12 protein-coding genes are annotated in these 17809 nt (G+C 67.0%); 4 read left to right on the top strand and 8 right to left on the bottom strand.

What is annotated here, in order from left to right:
- Positions 1 to 42 precede the first annotated feature (42 nt).
- Together ASE13_RS16285 and ASE13_RS16280 are read right to left on the bottom strand one after the other, a co-directional pair.
- Positions 43 to 3150, bottom strand: coding sequence for a TonB-dependent receptor (locus ASE13_RS16285; RefSeq protein ID WP_056618472.1), 3108 nt, complete (start codon positions 3148 to 3150; stop codon positions 43 to 45).
- 514 nt (positions 3151 to 3664) lie between these two features.
- Complete coding sequence (locus ASE13_RS16280) at positions 3665 to 5050, bottom strand: RNB domain-containing ribonuclease (protein ID WP_056618471.1); 1386 nt, start codon at positions 5048 to 5050, stop codon at positions 3665 to 3667.
- Between the two features lie 276 nt (positions 5051 to 5326).
- Here ASE13_RS16280 and ASE13_RS16275 point away from each other — a divergent pair, with 276 nt between their 5' ends.
- Entirely contained in the window at positions 5327 to 6694 is a 1368-nt protein-coding gene (locus ASE13_RS16275; RefSeq protein ID WP_056618467.1) for an MFS transporter, read from the top strand.
- A 30-nt stretch (positions 6695 to 6724) separates the two neighbouring features.
- Here ASE13_RS16275 and ASE13_RS16270 read toward each other — a convergent pair whose 3' ends face one another.
- A complete protein-coding gene (locus ASE13_RS16270) occupies positions 6725 to 9016 on the bottom strand; it encodes a glycoside hydrolase family 3 N-terminal domain-containing protein (RefSeq protein ID WP_056618464.1) in 2292 nt (763 codons plus the stop codon).
- Positions 9017 to 9179: 163 nt separating this feature from the next.
- Here ASE13_RS16270 and ASE13_RS16265 point away from each other — a divergent pair, with 163 nt between their 5' ends.
- The gene (locus ASE13_RS16265) at positions 9180 to 10214 is read left to right on the top strand and encodes a LacI family DNA-binding transcriptional regulator (RefSeq protein WP_414885428.1); all 1035 of its coding nucleotides are present in this window, start codon (positions 9180 to 9182) and stop codon (positions 10212 to 10214) included.
- 132 nt (positions 10215 to 10346) lie between these two features.
- Positions 10347 to 11783, top strand: coding sequence for a glucoamylase family protein (locus tag ASE13_RS16260; RefSeq protein ID WP_056618461.1), 1437 nt, complete (start codon positions 10347 to 10349; stop codon positions 11781 to 11783).
- 151 nt (positions 11784 to 11934) lie between these two features.
- Here the strand turns inward: ASE13_RS16260 and ASE13_RS16255 are convergent, their stop codons facing one another.
- Complete coding sequence (locus ASE13_RS16255; RefSeq protein WP_056618457.1) at positions 11935 to 12774, bottom strand: class I SAM-dependent methyltransferase; 840 nt, start codon at positions 12772 to 12774, stop codon at positions 11935 to 11937.
- 97 nt (positions 12775 to 12871) lie between these two features.
- Between ASE13_RS16255 and ASE13_RS16250 the strand changes: the two genes are divergently transcribed.
- Positions 12872 to 13273: a helix-turn-helix domain-containing protein gene (locus ASE13_RS16250; RefSeq protein WP_235537015.1), complete on the top strand. Its 402-nt coding sequence runs from the start codon at positions 12872 to 12874 to the stop codon at positions 13271 to 13273.
- 256 nt (positions 13274 to 13529) lie between these two features.
- Here ASE13_RS16250 and ASE13_RS16245 read toward each other — a convergent pair whose 3' ends face one another.
- The 4 genes from ASE13_RS16245 to ASE13_RS16230 are packed head-to-tail and all read right to left on the bottom strand — an operon-like array spanning position 13530 to position 17788.
- Positions 13530 to 14537, bottom strand: coding sequence for a N(4)-(beta-N-acetylglucosaminyl)-L-asparaginase (locus ASE13_RS16245; protein WP_056618451.1), 1008 nt, complete (start codon positions 14535 to 14537; stop codon positions 13530 to 13532).
- Complete coding sequence (locus ASE13_RS16240; RefSeq protein ID WP_056618449.1) at positions 14534 to 15265, bottom strand: copper homeostasis protein CutC; 732 nt, start codon at positions 15263 to 15265, stop codon at positions 14534 to 14536. The genes ASE13_RS16245 and ASE13_RS16240 overlap by 4 nt, the downstream gene beginning before the upstream one ends.
- A 43-nt stretch (positions 15266 to 15308) precedes the next feature.
- Entirely contained in the window at positions 15309 to 17114 is a 1806-nt protein-coding gene (locus tag ASE13_RS16235; RefSeq protein ID WP_056618446.1) for a family 43 glycosylhydrolase, read from the bottom strand.
- Positions 17111 to 17788: a DUF6445 family protein gene (locus ASE13_RS16230; RefSeq protein ID WP_056618443.1), complete on the bottom strand. Its 678-nt coding sequence runs from the start codon at positions 17786 to 17788 to the stop codon at positions 17111 to 17113. The genes ASE13_RS16235 and ASE13_RS16230 overlap by 4 nt, the downstream gene beginning before the upstream one ends.
- Positions 17789 to 17809 lie beyond the last annotated feature (21 nt).

Raw genomic sequence — 17809 nt, 5'->3', positions numbered from 1 at the left:
GGCCGGCAGCCCGAAGACCGCCGGCCCAGGAGGGTTGGCTCTTTAGAAGCGGGCGCGGACGCCCACCGAGTAACGCGGCTCGAATTCGTTCTGCGAGTGGAACTGCTTCGAGTCCTCGTCGAACTGGAAGTAGTATCGCTCGATCTCGCCGAAGACGTTCGACGCGTTGCCGTAGATCGCGAAATTTTCATTTATGTTGAGCGTCACGTTCGCGTCGACATATTGCGCGGTATCCTGGAAGATCGGGATATTGCCGAAGGTCGTCGAAAGGCGCGGCGTGCGATAGCTGTACGCCACACGAACCTGTAGCAGATCGTCCTGGTACCAGCCGATCAGATTGACCTGATGCTTGGAGTTGTCCGGGAAGGGCAAGCGTTCGCCATCGAGCCCGATGTCGGTCTGCGAGCTGTCGGAATAGGTGTAGTTCGCGTCGATACCGAAGTTGCTGAGGATGCCGCCGCGGACGAAGTCGCTGAACGAGACCTTCGCCCCGACCTCGACGCCCTTCAGCGAACCGCCCTCGCCCTGCGCCGGCTGCGTCACCGGAACGGTGCGACGGATGACGCCGTCCTGATCCGGGAAGCGACCGGTATTGGTGGTGGCGGTCTTCACAAAGCTGTTGATGTCGAGCTTGAACAGGCTGACGTTGAATAGCGTGCCGCGGCCCAGATAATATTCGACCGCGAGATCGTAGTTATTCGAGCGCCACGGATTCAGGTACGGGTTGCCGCTCGAGCTGGCGCCGGTGACCTGACGGACGCCGAGCGGCGCCGCATCCGGATTGGCCGGCGTCGGCCCCTGCGAATCCGCAGTCGAGATGGTGAGGCCGCCGCCATAATTGCCCAGATCGAGCGGGATCATCGTCTTGGCGAACGATGCGCGCAGGCGCAGGTTCGGCGTCACATCGGCCTTGAGGTTAATCACCGGCAGGAAATCGGTGTAGCTGCGCCGGGTTACGGTATCGCCTTCGTCGGTATTGGTATCGCCATAGCTGCGCGTCGGGCCGGTGATGTTCTGCTTCACCGTCAGCTTGGTGTTGATGATCTTGGCACCGATCACCGCGCTGAAGATGCCGGTCTCGAACGAGGCGTTGGCATATGCGCTCTCCTCGACCAGATCGACGTCATAGGTGCGCCCCGGGATGATGACTTCGTCGGCGCCCCCGAACACGCGTTGGTGGAACGCCTTGGCATCGTCGAAGTCGCGCGGATCGGCGACCCAGAAGCCGGGGATGCCCGAGCTCACCCCACCGAGATTGGTGAGGAAATAGACGTTGTTATACGCATTGAGCTTGGTCGGCTTATTGACCGTATACCCCTGGAACACCGTTTGCGGGTTGGTCGCGCTGACCGGCAGGGCCGGATTGAACGCGGGGTTCGACACCATCTCGCCCGCCTGACACCCGGACTGGTTCATCACCACGTCGATCGCCTTCCACTGCGCGCCGCAGCCGTCGGCCACGGTTGCGCCGTTGCCGCCGTAGAAATTCGAGAAGAGATGGAAGGCGCGGATCTGGACGCTGCGATCGCTGCGGCGGACGCCGACATCGACACGCTTGAGCACTCCGAACAGCCCGTCATCGTCGAACTCATAGGAGCCGTCGGCCCGGAAGACGCCGAGATCCGAATTGTTCTCCTGATTGCCTTCCGACGAAAAGGCGCCGACCGCATAGCTGTCGAGGTTCGCCATATACTCGGTCAACGGACGCGTGCCGAGGCCACCGGTGATCGGGTTGTTGAAGCCGCTGAGCACCGGATGATCGCCGCTGATGTCGAGATGGATCTGCGGATCCTGGCCATAGCCCAGCGGGTTCGGATCGATATAGCGGCCGCCGTTCGATCCAATCACGCCGTTGGTGTAGCGCGACGCCGGGAATTGCGACGCGATATTGGCCGGATAGAAGGGCCCGCGGGTGGGGTCGTTCGGATCGCGGAACAATGTGAAGGTATTTGTCTGGCGCCAGTTGCTCAGATCGCCCTGGACCTGGCCGTTGATGCTGCGGAAATTCGCATCCGCCCGCATCGCCCGCGCCGAGAATTTGAAGTTGCTGTCGTTGTCGTAATCGAGCTGGAGGTTGTAGTTGGTCGCCTTCGACTTGGTGGTGCGATTGACGGTGAAGCTGTTCAGCCACCACACGTCGAGATCATATTCGTCGACGTCGAGCCAGGGCTGGCCATTGCCGCCGACCTGGCCGGAATCCGACGAGACGGTCGGGTTGGTCCAGCCGAGACCGCTCCAGCGGTTCGAGATGTTGATGCCCGCGGCGCGGTTATGCTCGGTGAAGTCGGTATGGAAGACTTCGCCGGTAAGCGTGAAGCCTTCGCCGAACTTGAGCTGCGCGGCACCGTTGATGCCGAGGCGATCGCGCTCGACGACACGGTTGAAGAATTCATAGCCGTGCGGTGCGATCCAGTTGGCGCCGCCGCCGCCCCAATCGTTGTTGCCGAAGGGGCCGCCGGCGATGCCGGCATAGTTGTTGCCGAGGTTCGAGTTGCTCTTAACCGCGCTGACCATCACGCCGAAATTCTCGCTGTGCCATGCGACCAGGCCGCTGACCAGGTAGTCGTTCTGCTTGGTGTAATCGCCGCGCGAATATTCGGCCTGGCCCGAGACGGTGAGACCCTTGTCCAGATCGAACGGACGGCGCGTGCGCAAGTCGATCGTGCCCGAGATGCCCGACAGTGCGTTGGTAGTGTCGCTCGATTTGAAGACGAGGACCTTGTTCATCAGCTGGGCGGGCAAGTCGTTGAGGTTCGGACGTGCCTCGCCGAGATTGCCCGGGCTCAGATACTGCTCGCCGTTGAGCAGAGTGATGACCTGCGGCAGGCCGCGAATGTTGACGTTGGTGCCCTCGCCCGCGCTGCGCTGGATCTGGATGCCCGAGATGCGCTGCAGCGCATCGACGATGGTGACATCGGGCAGCTTGCCGATGTCCTCCGCCGAGATCGCGTCGACGATCGCGGTCTCGGCGCGCTTGATGTCGATCGAAGCCTGTTGCGAGGCGCGGATGCCGGTGACCACGATCTCCTCACCCTGCGCATCGTCCTGGACGGCAGGCGCGGCCGGCACCGCTTCCTGCGCCCAGGCCGGCGCCACCAATGCGGTGGTGGCCAGCAGGCCGACGATTACCCCTGATAACCCCTTATTCATTCTCGCTCCTCCCAAATTGCATGGCAGGGCGTTCTTTCGCGCCCCGTCGCTCCAGACGTTCTTTTCAGGCGGCCGGCCGGCGCCGATGCGCGTCGCTCGCAGAATTCGACATCATTGCCGCCCGTCTCCCCTCGTCACCGCGATCTCACGGGGACAAACCAAAGCTTCGGGGGCGGCTTTCAGGCTGACAACGCTGTCCAATCCTTGGCCGAGACGAACGGCAGCACGCCTTGCGCGTGCATGCGCATTCCCTTCCAACACCCCTCTTTTCCGGAGTCTGTCGCTCCATCGAGGTGTGTTAGAGCATGAATTAAGAACGTTCTCAAGAACGTTCTCATGTTCGGGCGTTTTGGCCGATGGTGTTGCATGCGGACCGCAGCAGGGCGAGATATCCGGTCCCGTGCGTGCTCTCGGGTATGCCGAACTCGACGGGATCTCGCCCGATCTGCCGCGGCTGACCAAGCCGTTCCAGCAGGACGCGCTCGCGGCGAGTCTGGCGGAATTGGAGTGAGGCTCAGGCGGCCGGCTCGAACGTGATCCGCTGCCGTTCGGGATCGACCTCCGTCAACTTCACGGTGATCGCGTCGCCGGGCGCGGCGCCGGGCATCGCCAGCCGCGCGACCACGGGCAGATCGCGCAACTGGATCCGGGCGCCGCGATCGTCGGCGTCGGTGACCAATGCGGCGAAGGCCTGCCCTTCCTTGCCCTGGAGCATCACTGCCTCGGCCAGGTCGATCACGGCGCGATCGATCTGGCCGCCGATCGCATCCGCACGCGCCATTACCGCCGGGAGCTTCCCGAACGCCTCGGTCACTGCCGCCGGGACCGGCTGCCCATTGGCGACGGCGAGCGTGGCGCGAATGACGTAGCGATCGGCGAGGCGGCGGAGCGGCGCGGTGGCATGGGCGTAGGTCGCGGCGACCGCCGCGTGCCACGGCACCACGTCCGGCTGAAATGGCTGATAGGAAGCGCCCTGCCCCGCGCGGCGGACGGCGAGCATGAAGGCGGCCTGTTTGGGATCGGCGCCGTCGAGCGTCGCCTCGAACTGGGCGAGCGGCGCCATGGGCGGCCAGTTCAGTTCGAAGGCGATGGCGGTCTGACGGAGGCGCGCGACGGCCGCGTCGTCGGGCTCGGCCATCACGCGGAACAGGCCGGTCTTATGTGCGGAGAGCAGGTCCGCGATCGCCATATTGGCCGCGAGCGACAGCGCGGCGTTGCGCTCCTCCGAGACGAGGCGCGGGCGGAACACCAGTTCGAAGCCGCCATCCTCGCGCGCGGCGACTTCCTGCTCGGGCGGATCGACGCGGGCGGCGCCGCGGCGGGCCTCGGCGTGCTGGAGACGGGAGGTCAGCTCGGCGAAACCGGGCGGCAGATCGGCGTCGCGGACGCTGTCATAAGCGAGCTTGGCATTGCTGCGGATGATGGCGCGCTCGGCACCGTCGAGACGCACCATGCCGTCGGGCGCGACGCGGACAGTGAAGATCACTGCGGGCCGGGGTCCTTCGGGCAACAGACTGGCCGCGCCTTCGCTGAGGATCGAGGGATAAAGGCCTGCCTTTCCATCGGGCAGATAGAGCGTGGTGCCGCGGCGCCATGCCTCGATATCGAGCGGGTCGCCATCGGCGATGAACCACGCCACGTCGGCGATGGCGTAATGGAGCAGCAGATCGGTGCCGCTCGGCTCGATCGCGAAGGCCTGGTCGAGATCGGTGGCGCTGGCCGGATCGAGCGTGACGAAATGCCGATCGGTGCGGTCGACATGCTCGGTCGGGGCGCGGCGGGCGGCGGCTTCGGCGGCGGCGAGCACCGCGGACGGGAAGCCCTCCGGCACCTGGAAGCGCGTGCGGATCGCGGCGAGGCCGCGGGACAGGCTGTTGGCCGGATCGGCGATGGTCTTCATGGGTGTTGGGTACACGGATCGGTGCAGCTTGGGAAAGCCGCACTGCTTGATCGGCTTACGCGATCGCGGCAGACGGAGCGCGGCTGGGCCGCTCCCGCCGTGGAAGGAGATGATCGTGACAGTGGAAGGCTGGGACGACGGCGCTTCGGTCAGCCGCGCGCAGCTATTGGTCACGCGGCAAATCCCCTCTTCTCGTCACCCCGGACTTGTTCCGGGGTCCACCGGGAGGCAGGCGACTCGCCTCGAGGTGGCAGCCCTTCCGGCGCGGCGCGGTGGATGCCGGAACAAGTCCGGCATGACGAGAATAGTGACGTGACGGGCGCGCTCCCCATGAAGGCGCGCCTCGTCCTGTTCGCCTTCGGGGACTTTGCGTTCAATCTCTACTGGCAGAGCATCATGCTCTTCCTGCTGTTCTACTATACCGACGCGCTGGGATTGCCGATGACGGCCGCGGCGGCGATCTACACCGCGGCATCGATCTGGGACGGGATCGCCAATTTCGTCGCGGGCGCGGTGACCGACCGGCATCAGCCGAAACGGGGCTATGGCCGCGTGCTGATCATGGGCAGCGTGCCGCTCGGCCTCGCCTGCATCCTGACCTATGCGCCGCTGGGCACCGGCGCCGCGGGGCTGGCGCTGGTGGTGATCGGACATCTGCTGTTCCGCACAGCCTATGCCGCGTTGAACGTGCCCTATCTGGCGATGGGCGCGCGGATCAGCGTCGACAGCCGCGACCGGGCGTTCGTGGCGGGCGCGCGGATGCTGTTCGGGACGCTGGCCTGGGTGGTGGTGGCGCGCGGGACGGTGCCGATCGGGATGTGGCTCGGCGGCGGCGCGGCGGCGGCGCAGGGCTATTTGTGGGCGGCGATACTGTTCGCGGCGCTGGGTACGGCGATATTGATGCTGGTCGGCACGACCTATCGCGAGGATGCGGTGCCCGCCGCCCCTGCCCCGCCCTCGGTGCGCGCGAGCGTGGCGAGCCTGTTGGCCAACCGGGCATTCGTGACGCTCAACCTCGCGATGATGGCGATGATCGTCGCGGTGACCGTGCTCAACAAATCGGTGCTCTATTATTTCAAGTATTTCCTCGGCAGCGACGATGCCGGTCAGAGCGCATTGGCGTGGATGGGCGTGGTGAGCGCCGTGGCGGTGCCGGCGTGGATGCTGCTGCAGCGCTGGCTGGGGACGCGCGCCTTGTGGTTCGTCGCGGCGAGCGCGTGCATGGCCGGGCTGACGCTGTTCGCCGCGGTGCATATCGACACGCCGGTGGCGATGCAGCTGTTCCTGGTCGGCATGCAGGCGCTGATCGTCGGGCTGCATTTCGCCTTCTGGGCGATGCTGCCCAACACGATCGAATATGGCGAACAGGCGACCGGGTTGCGCGTGGAAGGCGCCGTGTTCGGGGCGGCGGCGTTGCTCCAGCGGGTGGCGATCGGGCTGGCTACGGCGATCCTCGGGCTCGGGTTCGACAGCGCCGGCTATGTGGCGAACGTGCAGCAGAGCGCGGCGACGCTGGCGGCGATGCGGTGGACCATCGCCTTGGTGCCGCTGGCGGCGCTGGCGGTTTCTTGCGGGCTGATGCTGCTCAACCCGCTGGGCAAGGGCGCGCACGCGCGGATCGTGAAGGATTTGGGGACTCACTGACTCCCCTCCCTGCAAGGGAGGGGGACTTAGTCAGCCCTTTACCAGCTCGAATGTGCCGTGGACGCCTTCCGCTTCGGCGGAGGGGGCGATCCAGACGTCGAAGGTGCCGGGCTCGACGGTCGGCTTGTCGTCGCGGCCGTAGAAGAGCAGCAGCGCGCGGTTGAGCTTGAAGGTCACCCTCTCCGACGCGCCGGGGGCGAGCTTGATCTTGCGGAAGGCCTTCAATTCGCGGACCGGGCGGGTGATGCTCGCCGCGCGATCGTGGATGTAGAGCTGGACCACCTCTTCCGCGGCGCGCGTGCCGCGGTTGGTGATCGTGGCGGTGACGGTCAACTCGCCGTCCCATGCCAAGGTGGGCGCGACCTGGAGCCCCGAATATTCGATCCGGCCATAGGTCAGGCCGTGGCCGAACGGATAGAGCGCCTTGTTCGGAATGCCGCGATAATGCGCCTTGTACGGCTCGAGCTTGTCGTCCGACGGATTGGGCCGGCCGGTGGGCTTGTGCGCATAATAATAAGGCTGCTGCCCCGGCGAGCGCGGGAAGCTGCTCGGCAGGCGACCCGAGGGGCCGTAGTCGCCGAACAGCACATCGGCGGTGGCGTTGCCGCTCTCGGTGCCGAGGAACCAGGTGACGAGGATCGCGGGGGCGTTGGCGACGGCGCCCTGAAGCGCGAGCGCTCGGCCGTTCTTGAGGACGACGACCACCGGCTTGCCGACCGCGGCGACTGCCTCGGCGAGTGCCTGTTGCGGCGCGGGGACGACGATCTCGGGACGCGACTGCGCCTCGCCCGACATGTTCTCGCTCTCGCCGATCGCAAGCAGGACGATATCGGCCGCACGCGCGGCGGCGACGGCGGCATCGATCCCGCCGGGGATGGCTTCCTCGACGCCCGAGCCGGCGGTGACGGTGACGCTGTCCTTGTCGGTCACGGCGGCGCGGACGCCCTCGGCTAGATCGACGGCATATTCCTGGCCGCCATAGACCACCCAGGGCCCGTTGAGGTCGTGCTTGCCCGACGCGAACGGGCCGATGATCGCGATCTTCCTGCCCGATTTGGGCAAGGGCAGCAGGTCGCCTTCGTTCTTGAGCAGGACGATCGACTTGCGGCCCGCCTCCCGCGAGAGGGCGATCGCCGCCTTGGTGCGCGAGCGGGCCTTTTCGCGCTTGAGATCAATGCGGCGGAAAGGATCGTCGAACAGCCCGAGCGCGGCCTTGATCGCGAGGACCTTCCGCACCGAATCGTCGAGCCGCGCCTGCGGCACTTCGCCCGCCTCGACCAGCTCGGGAAGGTGCTTGCGATAGAAGCCGCTGGTCATGCTCATGTCGACGCCGGCGAGGAAGGCGAGCTTCGCAGCCTCGCGCGAATCCTTCGCGAAGCCGTGGTCGATCATCTCCATATCCCCGGTGTAATCGGAGACCACGAAGCCCTCGAAACCCCATTCGCCGCGCAGGACATCGCGCATCAGCCATTCGTTGCCGGTGGAGGGGATGCCCGAAATCTCGTTGAACGAGGCCATGAACGACAGCACGCCGGCATTCACCGCGGCGCGGAAGGGCGGGAAATAGATCTCGCGCAGCGTGCGCTCCGAGACGTCGACAGTGTTATAGTCGAGCCCCGCCTCGGCGGCGCCATAGGCCGCGAAATGCTTGGCGCAGGCCATCATCGAATCGATCGCCTTGAGATCGGGGCGCTGGAAGCCGCGGACGCGGGCCTCGGACATCAGCACGCCGAGATGCACGTCCTCGCCGGCGCCTTCCATCGTGCGGCCCCAGCGCTGGTCGCGTGCGATGTCGACCATCGGCGCGAAGGTCCAGTCGATGCCGGAGGCGGCGCCTTCGTACGAGGCCATGCGCGCGGTGCGTTCAGCGAGGTCGGGTTCGAAGCTCGCTGCCTCGCCCACCGGCACCGGGAAGATCGTGCGATGGCCGTGGATCACGTCGGCGGCGAAGAGCAGCGGGATCTTGAGCCGCGATTCCTTCATCGCGACGGTCTGCATGCGGCGCGCCATCTCGGCGCCGTTGCCGTTGAACACGCCGGTGAGCTGCATCTGGCGGACTTCTTCGAGCTGCTGCTCGAAGCCGGGACCGTCGGTCGGCGGATTGAGCTGCGTCGCGACGCCGCCGCCCCAGGCGCTGGGCATCAACGTGAGCTGGCCGGCTTTCTCGGCCAGGGTCATCTTCGCGATCAGTCCGTCGACGAAGGCGGGCACCGGCAGCGCCGCGGCAGCCTGAAGCAGCGCGCGGGCCGGGCTGGAGACCCAAGCCGCAACCGCGCCTGCACCCAGCAGCGCCGCGCGTCGCGAAATCTTGGTGTCGAGCATTTCATTCCTCTCCCGGATGGGCGCGCCCCAACCCGGCGCGGCAAGCGACTCACGGGCACCGCGCACGCAACCTTTTTTGCTTGTTGCGGTGTCCCGTAACCGGTTACATAGCTCCTGACGGGCGAGGATTGCAATCGCCCTCGCGGTCTGAAACGTAGAGGGCATGCGTGAGACCGGGAGCAGGAGCAAAATGGGCGAGGCCACGATCCGCGATGTCGCACGCCGCGCCGAAGTTTCGGTCGCGTCCGTGTCACGCGCGCTGAACGGCCTCAACAATGTCCGCGGCGAAACGCGCGAGCGGATCGTGGCCGCCGCCAAGGAGCTGGGATACGTCCCCCATGCCGGCGCGCGCAGCCTGAGCCTCGCGCGTACCCGCGCGATCGGCGTGGTGCTGCCCGACCTGCACGGCGAGTTCTTCTCCGAATGCGTGCGCGGCATGGACCGCGAGGCGAGCCGGCGCGGCTATCTGCTGTTGCTCTCCAACATGCATGACGACAGCGAGCAGGCCGCGGTGGCGCTACGGGCGATGCGCGGGCGCGTCGATGGGCTGCTGGTGATGGCGCCGCACATCCCGCTGGAATCGCTGGAGCGCGCGCTGCCGGCGGCGCTGCCCGCCGTGCTGATCAATGCGCCGGGCGAAGTCACGTCGCGGCCGTCGCTGCGGCTCGACAATCGCGCGGGCGCGCAGGCGATGGTGCGGCACCTGCTCGCCAACGGCTATCGCCACATCGTCCACATCGCCGGGCCGGAGGGCAATGTCGACGCGCGCGAGCGGCTGCAGGGATTCCGCGACGCGCTGGCCGAGCTGGCGCCCGACATGCCGGTGCGGATCATCGCGGGCGACTTCAACGAGGAGGCGGGCGAAGCCGCGGCGCGCGATATCATCGAGAGCGACGAACCGTGCGACGCGGTGTTCGCGGCCAACGACATGATGGCGATCGGCTGCCTCCACACGCTGCGCCAGGCGGGCAAAAGCGTGCCGGAGGACATCGCGGTGGCCGGCTTCGACGACGTGCCGCTGGCGCGCTACCTCGCGCTCACCACGATCGAGGTGCGTATCGCCGAGATCGGCGCGCGCGCGGTCTCGCGGCTGATCGACATGCTGGAGGGCAAGGGCCTGGGCGCGCCGATCGAGCTGCACGAGCCCGCGCTGATCGCACGCGCCACCACCGCCGCGCGTATTCCCGCGCATGGCTGAGCGGTTTCCCTTTTCCCCGCGGCGCCCAACACGCTTTTCGCGTGCCATCGCTGTAACCGGTTTCATCGAACCCCTCCTGGGAGGCGGCGCCGCGTGCGTCGCCTCCCGTCTTTTTGGGGTAAAGGGACGAACATGATCGATAGACGCGCGCTGCTGACTCGCTCCTCGCTGCTCGCCGCGGCGGGCGCCCTCCCCGCCTGCGCGCCCATGGCCCGACCGGACGGCGCGCCCGCGGGGAACAGCCTCCCGGCCTTTTACGAGGATATCGAGGAGCGGACCTTCCGCTGGTTCTGGGACAATGTGAACCGCAAGAACGGGCTGGTGCCCGATCGCTGGCCGACGCCGAGCTTCTGCTCGATCGCCTCGGTGGGCTTCGGGCTGACCGCCTATCCGATCGGCGTCGAGCGCGGCTGGTGCACCCGTGCCGAGGCGCGCGACCTGACATTGACCACGCTGCGCTTCTTCTGGAACGCGCCGCAGGGACCCGAACCGACCGGCAAGACCGGGCACAAGGGCTTCTTCTACCATTTCATCGACATGGAAACGGGAGCGCGTTTCCGTGACGTCGAGCTCTCCAGCGTCGACACCACCCTCCTCCTGATGGGCGTGCTGTTCGCAGGACGCTATTATGACCGTGACGATCCCGCCGAAGCCGAGATCCGCAAGCTTGCTTTGGCGATCTATGCCCGCGCCGACTGGAACTTCTTCCGTTCGGACGGACGCAAGCCGGTCTCGATGGGCTGGCACCCCGAGCGCGGCCTGATCCCGGCAAGTTGGGTCGGCTATAATGAAGGCATGTTCGTCTATGTGCTGGGGCTCGGCGCGCCCGAGCACCCGCTGCCGGCGGACAGCTGGGAAGCGTGGACCGCGAATTACGCGCGCTGCTGGCGCGGCGAAGGTGCCACCCGCCACCTCGCCTTCGCGCCTTTGTTCGGCCACCAATACAGCCAGATCTGGATCGACTATCACGGCATCCAGGACGCGCCAATGCGCGAGGCGGGGCTCGATTATTTCGAGAACAGCCGACGCTCGACCTATGCCAACCGCGCCTTTTGCACCGCCAACCCGAGGCGCTGGGACGGCTGGTCGAAGGACATTTGGGGCCTCACCGCGTGCGACGGGCCGGGCAATTACAAGTTGCCGTTCAAGGGCGAGACGCGCGAGTTCTTCGGCTATTCCGCACGCGGCCCGCTCGGCCAACCCGACGAGCGCGACGACGGCACGCTGTCCCCCACTGCGGCGCTCGGCTCGCTGCCCTTCGCGCCCGAGATCGTCATTCCCTGCGCCGAAGCGCTGCGCCGCGAGCATGGCGACCGGCTCTTCGGGAAATACGGGTTCGTCGACTCATTCAACCCGAGCTTCCGGTACGCCGACGTTCGGCTGGAGACGGGGACAGTCGATCCGGCGCACGGCTGGTACGCACGCGACCATCTGGGCATCGATCAGGGACCGATCCTGCTCCAGGCCGCCAATTACCGAAACGACTTCGTCTGGCGGCACATGCGCGAGGAACCGGCGATCCGTCGCGGACTCACGCTGGCCGGGTTCAGGGGCGGCTGGTTGGGTTGAGAACCCAAACAGACAATTGAAGTATTTCCGTCATCCCGGCCTCGAGCCGGGATCCCGCTTCTTCCTCTCATCCGAAAGGCAGCGGGACCCCGGCTCAAGGCCGGGGTGACGAGGGAAGAACATGAGTCCTGCCCCGAGCCGGCTGAGCCGGTCAGCCCGCATGCCCCGCGATCCGCCAGCATGCCGCAGTGAAGCGAACCTCACCCTGGTAGACATAGCCATCGAAAGCGGCGCGCACCGCCTCGATGAGGTGATCGCGCACCGGCGGTTCGACCTGGCCGATCACCCGGCCGAGCGGGCCGAGCCTCGTGAAATAGCGCTCCAGCTCGGTCTCCGGCATCGCGCAGGGAATATCGAGCGGGCGTATCTCGATGCCGCTCCATCCGCCTTGTTCGAGAATGGAGCGGACGCGCTCTGGATCAGCGAAGCCGAACTGGCCGGGCTCGCCAGGCTTGCGCGCCGGGAGGCAAGGCAGCAACGGCGCCGCGGCGCGCTCGGCGGCAGTCATGAAGGGATTGTCCTCTGCACTGCGCCACACGATCAGGTCGAGCGCCGCACCGCGCCGCGCACTGCGGCGTAGATTGGCGAAAGCGCCGATCGGATCGGCGAAGAACATCACGCCGAAACGCGACATGATCCGATCGAAGCGGTCTGGCTCGAAGCGGTAGGTCCCCGCGTCGGCGAGGATGAAATCGGCCGAGGCGCCTTCCCAGCCGGCGCGGGCGCGGGCCGCCTCGATCATCGGGGCGGAGATATCGATGCCGGTGCAGCGTGCCGTCTCTCCCAGCGCCCGGGCGATCGCGACGGTCGTGCTGCCGGTGCCGCAGCCGATATCAAGCACTTCGCGCGCGGCCTGCGCACTTGCACCTTCGACGAGCAATCGCTCGAACGGCGCGAACAATCGGTCGAGCAGATCCTGTTCGTCGACCCAGGCATGACCGGCGCTGCCGTTCCACAATACCGCCTGATCCTCCGGTGCCTTTACCTGCATTTCCTACCTCCTGCTTGCGATTCGCGGTTGGATGCCGCACTGTGCCACTTCAAGTCGACTTGAGGTCAATAGCGTGCGGGATCTCGATATTTCAGAAGTGGCGCGGCGCTCAGGCGTGCGCGCCTCGGCGCTGCGGCACTATGAGGAGAAGGGGCTGATCGCCTCGATCGGCAGGCGCGGCCTGCGGCGGCTATACGATGCCGAAGTGCTCGAACGGCTGGCGTTGATCGCGCTGGGGCGCACGGCCGGCTTCTCACTCGACGAGATTGCGGGAATGTTCGGGCCGGGCGGGCCGCAGATCGATCGGCAGATGCTCGCCACCAAGGCGGACGAACTCGATGCGACGATCCGCAAGCTCGGCGCGATCCGCGACGGGCTGCGCCACGCCGCCGCCTGCCCTGCCCCCAGCCACATGGAATGCCCGACCTTCCAGCGCATCCTGCGTGGGGCGGTTCGCGGCCGCGCGCCGCGCGCATCCGCGAAATTCGGCAAGGTGTAGGTTGTATCGGCATTCGACTCTTCCCCCTCCCTGCAGGGAGGGGTTAGGGGTGGGTGGCATCGGCTGGGGTTCGATGCCCCGGCCGGTGCCATTTTGCTGCCAGCTCGGAGATTCTTTTGGGCGCGCAGACGCGCGCACCCACTCCCTGCCCAGCACCGGGTAAACAGCGCCCCGCGCTGTTTAGGTCATGCCGGGGGCATGACCGGCCCGGTGCTCTGCAAGCAGAGAGGGGAGTCAGTTTGTCGAATGTCGCAGCCTAGCCCGGCTGGGCGAACAGGCTGGCCGAGGGCAGCACCTCCGCCGCGCCCGAATGGCGCGTGACGGCATAGGTGAAGCCGGGGAGCAGCGCATAGGCGCCGACCGTGCCGTCATGGCCGAGCGCGAGGAAGCCGACCTGCATTCCCTTGATCGCTTCTCCGCGCAGCCTGGCGATGTGCTTCACTGCCTCCTCGCAGGCGGCCTGGGGCGAAAGGCCGGCACGCATCGAGGCGACGACGCGGGCGGTGCCGGCGATGCGGGTCACTTCCTCACCGACGCCGGTGGAGGCGGCGGCGCCGACACCTTTCTCGAGAAACAGGCCGCTCCCCGCCTGCGGCGAATCGCCGACGCGGCCGCGCATCTTGAAGGCCATGCCCGAGGTGGTGCAGGCGGCCGCGAGATGGCCGTCGAGGCCGCGCGCGAGGATGCCGATCGTATCGTGGTTGAGGCTCGAACCCGGCGGTCCGGGCAAGCGGTTCTCGATATTGGCGACGGGCTGATAATGCGCGGTCTTGAGCCATTCGCGCCACGCCTTTTCCGCCTCGGGCGTCAGCAATTTGGTGCGCTGCATGCCCTGGGCAAGCGCGAAGCGAGTGGCGCCTTCGCCGACGAGCAGGGTGTGCGGCGTCTTCTCCATGACCAGCCGCGCGACCGAGATCGCGTGGACGACATCCTCGAGCGCGGCGACCGCCCCGACGCGGCCGTCCTCGTCCATGATGATCGCGTCGAGCGTCACATGGCCGTCGCGGTCGGGATAGCCGCCATAGCCCACCGAATGATTGGTCGGATCGGCCTCAGGCACCTTGGCCCCAGCCTCCACGGCGTCGAGCACGGTGCCGCCGGCCTTGAGGCGTGCGAGAGCCGCTTCGTTCGCGGCCCTGCCGAAATCCCAGGTGGAGACGATCGCGACCGGATCGGCGGCGACGGCGGCCCTGGCCGCGCCCACGGCAAGTGTGGCCGCTGCGCCAAGACCCAGCGCACCGCGCCGCGAGAGGGTTTCGTTCATGCTGTCTCCTGTTCCGAGAGCGCCGTGCGCAGTTGCGCGACGATCCTCCTGTCCGTCTGGCGGCGCGGGCCGGTGGCGAAGCCGAGCCGCAGCACTGCGGCATCGGGTTCGGCGCCGGGAGCGCTCGCGGATCCGTGCACCTCGCGCACGCCCGTCTCCGCGACGAGGCGCGCGACATTGTCGGGAGTGACCCCCGAGCCGGCGATGATCGACAGCCGCTGGCCTGCTTCGGCGACCATCGCGGCGAGTATCGCCATGCCCTGAAGCGCGGTCGGTGCGCCGCCCGAGCTGAGGATCCTGTCATAGCCGAGCGCGGCGGCTTCGCGCACTGCCCCGACCGGATCGGGCACCAGATCGATCGCGCGGTGCAGCACGATCGCGGCGTCCCGCGCGGCATCGCGGAAGAGCGCCAGCGCGTCGAGGTCGAGCCCTCCCTCGGGCCGCAATGCGCCGACCACCACCCCGGCGATTCCGCGCGAGACCGCGATGCGGATCTCCTCGACCATCAGTTCCGCCTCGCCTTCGGCCAGCACGAAGCTGCCCGCGCGGGGGCGGATCATCATGTGGGTGGGACAGCCGGCTTGCAGCGCCTGCTCGACCAGAGCGGCCGAAGGCGTGAGGCCGCCTAGCTCCAGCGCGGAGCATAATTCGATCCGGTCCGCGCCGCCGGCGATCGCCGCGCGGAGCCCGATGGAATCGTCGACGCAGATTTCGAGGAGAGCCGGCACGAGGTCGCTTCTAGGCGAGTCCGCCGCCTCGTCAAACGGTCGCCTACGGGAGCCGGACCGGCCTTGACCGCGTGGACACACCGTTCTCGTCGAACGCCTCTACCGCGACCCAATAACCCTGCCCGACATTGAGCGCGCGCAGTTCGAGGGTCGTGCCCTGGTCGGCCCAGCGCTGATAGCTGAGCGTCAGGCGATCGGGGCGGATGCCCCAGAGCACGTTGTACCCGACCGCGCCCTTCACCGGCTTCCAGGCGATATGCGCGTTGCGCTGGTCGGTGCCGCGCTTTGCGGTAATTCCCGCGGGCATCGCGGGGGGCTTGCCGCCCGCCGAGCCGAACACGCGGATGTCGCTGATCGCGAGGTTCGCCGCGCCGACATGGCCGTGGACGTAGCGGACATAGCGCGCCTTCACCGGCGCGTGCAGTTCGAGATAGGCGTTGGGGCGATCGCGGCGCGGACCTTCGGTCCTGGCGAGCGGCGACCAGGTCTGGCCGTCGAGCGAGGACTGGAGCTCGAACTCGGTGTAGATGTCCGGCGCGTCGGCGAAGCGAGCGGACTTGTAGTCGGCGAAATTGACCTGGATCGCGCGCAGGGTCTTGGCCGCGCTGAGATCCACCGCCAGCGTCTCGCCGGCCTTGTTGGCGCCCGCGACCCAGAAGGTGCGCGGATTCTCGTCGGTGACGCGGTCGGCCGCGAATTCACCCATCGTGGTCGAGGCGCTTGCCGGCTTCCTGTACGAGAGCAGCATCCAGCCGGTGAACAGGCTCTCGGGGTCGTCGACCTTCGACGTCGCGGCGAAATGCGGGAAATCGCCGAAGCGTGACGAGGCTGCCATCTGGCCGTCGGGGTAGAAGCGTGTCGGATACATCACGATCCGGCGCTCCATGCCCCAGTTATAGCCGATCCAGCTGGTGCCGCTGTTCCACCAGTTGCCGTGGCGGTCCTGGAAGGTCGAGCCGTGGCCGACGCCCTGCGCGAAGCCGCCGGGGCGATAGGCGACCGGATTCCACGGCGCATAGGTGAAGGGCCCGAGCGGGCTTTCCGACACATAAGTGCCGTTGGCATAGGCGTTGAACTCCGATCCGGGCGCGCCGTATTGGAGATAGTATCGCCCGCCTTGCTTGGTCATCCAGGCGCCCTCCATGTACGAGGGGCTCGGCTTGCCGGGCGCCCAGCAGGCGCAATGGTCCTGACCGAAGCGCTCCCAGCCGTGGAGATCGGGATGCAGGCTAAGCATCGGCCTGGCATTGGTCTGGTAGATGAGCTTGCCGCCGTCGAACGCGATCTTCGCGCCGTACATCGGAAAGACGTTCGACGAGCCCCAATAGAGATACCATTGGCCGTCATCGTCCTTGAACAGCGCCGGGTCCCAGGGGCCGGGGCCGATCTCGCCGGGCTTCATCTCCTCGGGCGCCTTGTTGGTCGCGCCGGGGAGCGGCGGCATGCGGCGGACGAGGAAGTCGAGCCTGCCGGTCTCGGGCGCGTCGGTGACGAGGATCGATTCGGGCTCCATCATCGAGGGCTGGAGGACGATTCGCTCGCCATCGGACCAGGCGGCGGGCGCGACGATGCTGTCGAACGGCCAGCGGCTCGGGTGCACGAAGGTCCAGTCGATCAGGTCGGTCGAACGCCAATAGCCGTCGGCCAGCGTCTGGAACAGGTAATAGGCGCCCTTGTGCCGCACGATCGCGGGATCCGCGCCGGTGCGGTAGGAGGCGTTGTCGTTGATCTGCTCGAAATTGTAGCGGTAATCGAGATCGATCGGATTGATCCAGGTCCGCTTGGCCGGCTGGGCGGCGGCGCTACCCGTGAGGCCAAGTGCGGCAAGGCAGAGACTGGCGCGGATCATGCGCGATATCCTTTGACGAACAGATTGGCGGTGAGCCGGCCGCGGCGCGGATCGGCACTGAAGTCGAACCCCTCGGGGATCAGCCCCGAATGGAGCAGCCGGCCCTGGTAGATGGCGAGCCGGTCGGCATGGCCCTCGACCCTGCCGATCTGCTCGAAATGATCGTTCGAGCCGTTGGTATAGCCGGTGAGTGCCGGGCTCTCGCGCCGGGCGGCTGCGACGAAGGCATCGCGATTGGCCTCGGTGATCGCCTCGATGCCGGTCGATCGCTGGCGGTAGAAGGCGGTGCCGGGCGTGTCGGCGAGATAATGGAGGATCGCGACGTAATCGGGATCGGCGGAGTCGAAATGCGGCGCACGCTGCGCCGGCCCCAGCGTTTCGGGTGGTGCGGTGACCATCGAGAAGCTCGCCTCGAGCAAGTCGAAGCGGACAAAATCGAAGGCGCCGCCGAGGAACGGCGCCACGGTGTCCAATAGCCTCTCGACATAATGCCAGGCATCGAGATTACGCTCGGACAGAATGCGGCGAAGTCCCGGATAGTAGGTGCCCGCGCTCGACGGGAACGGGGCGAGCGCCGCGGCGACGTCGATCACCGCCTGCGCATCGCCGCTGAACCCGTCGATCACCACGACCGGGCTCTGGCTGGTTCCGAAGCGGCGAAGTTCGGGCTTCATGCGACCTGATACAAAAATCGG

It is taken from the genome of Sphingomonas sp. Root241, from assembly GCF_001428865.1.
In the GTDB taxonomy this organism is placed as follows: Bacteria; Pseudomonadota; Alphaproteobacteria; order Sphingomonadales; family Sphingomonadaceae; genus Sphingomonas.
This window is presented reverse-complemented; position numbering and strand designations above follow the sequence as displayed.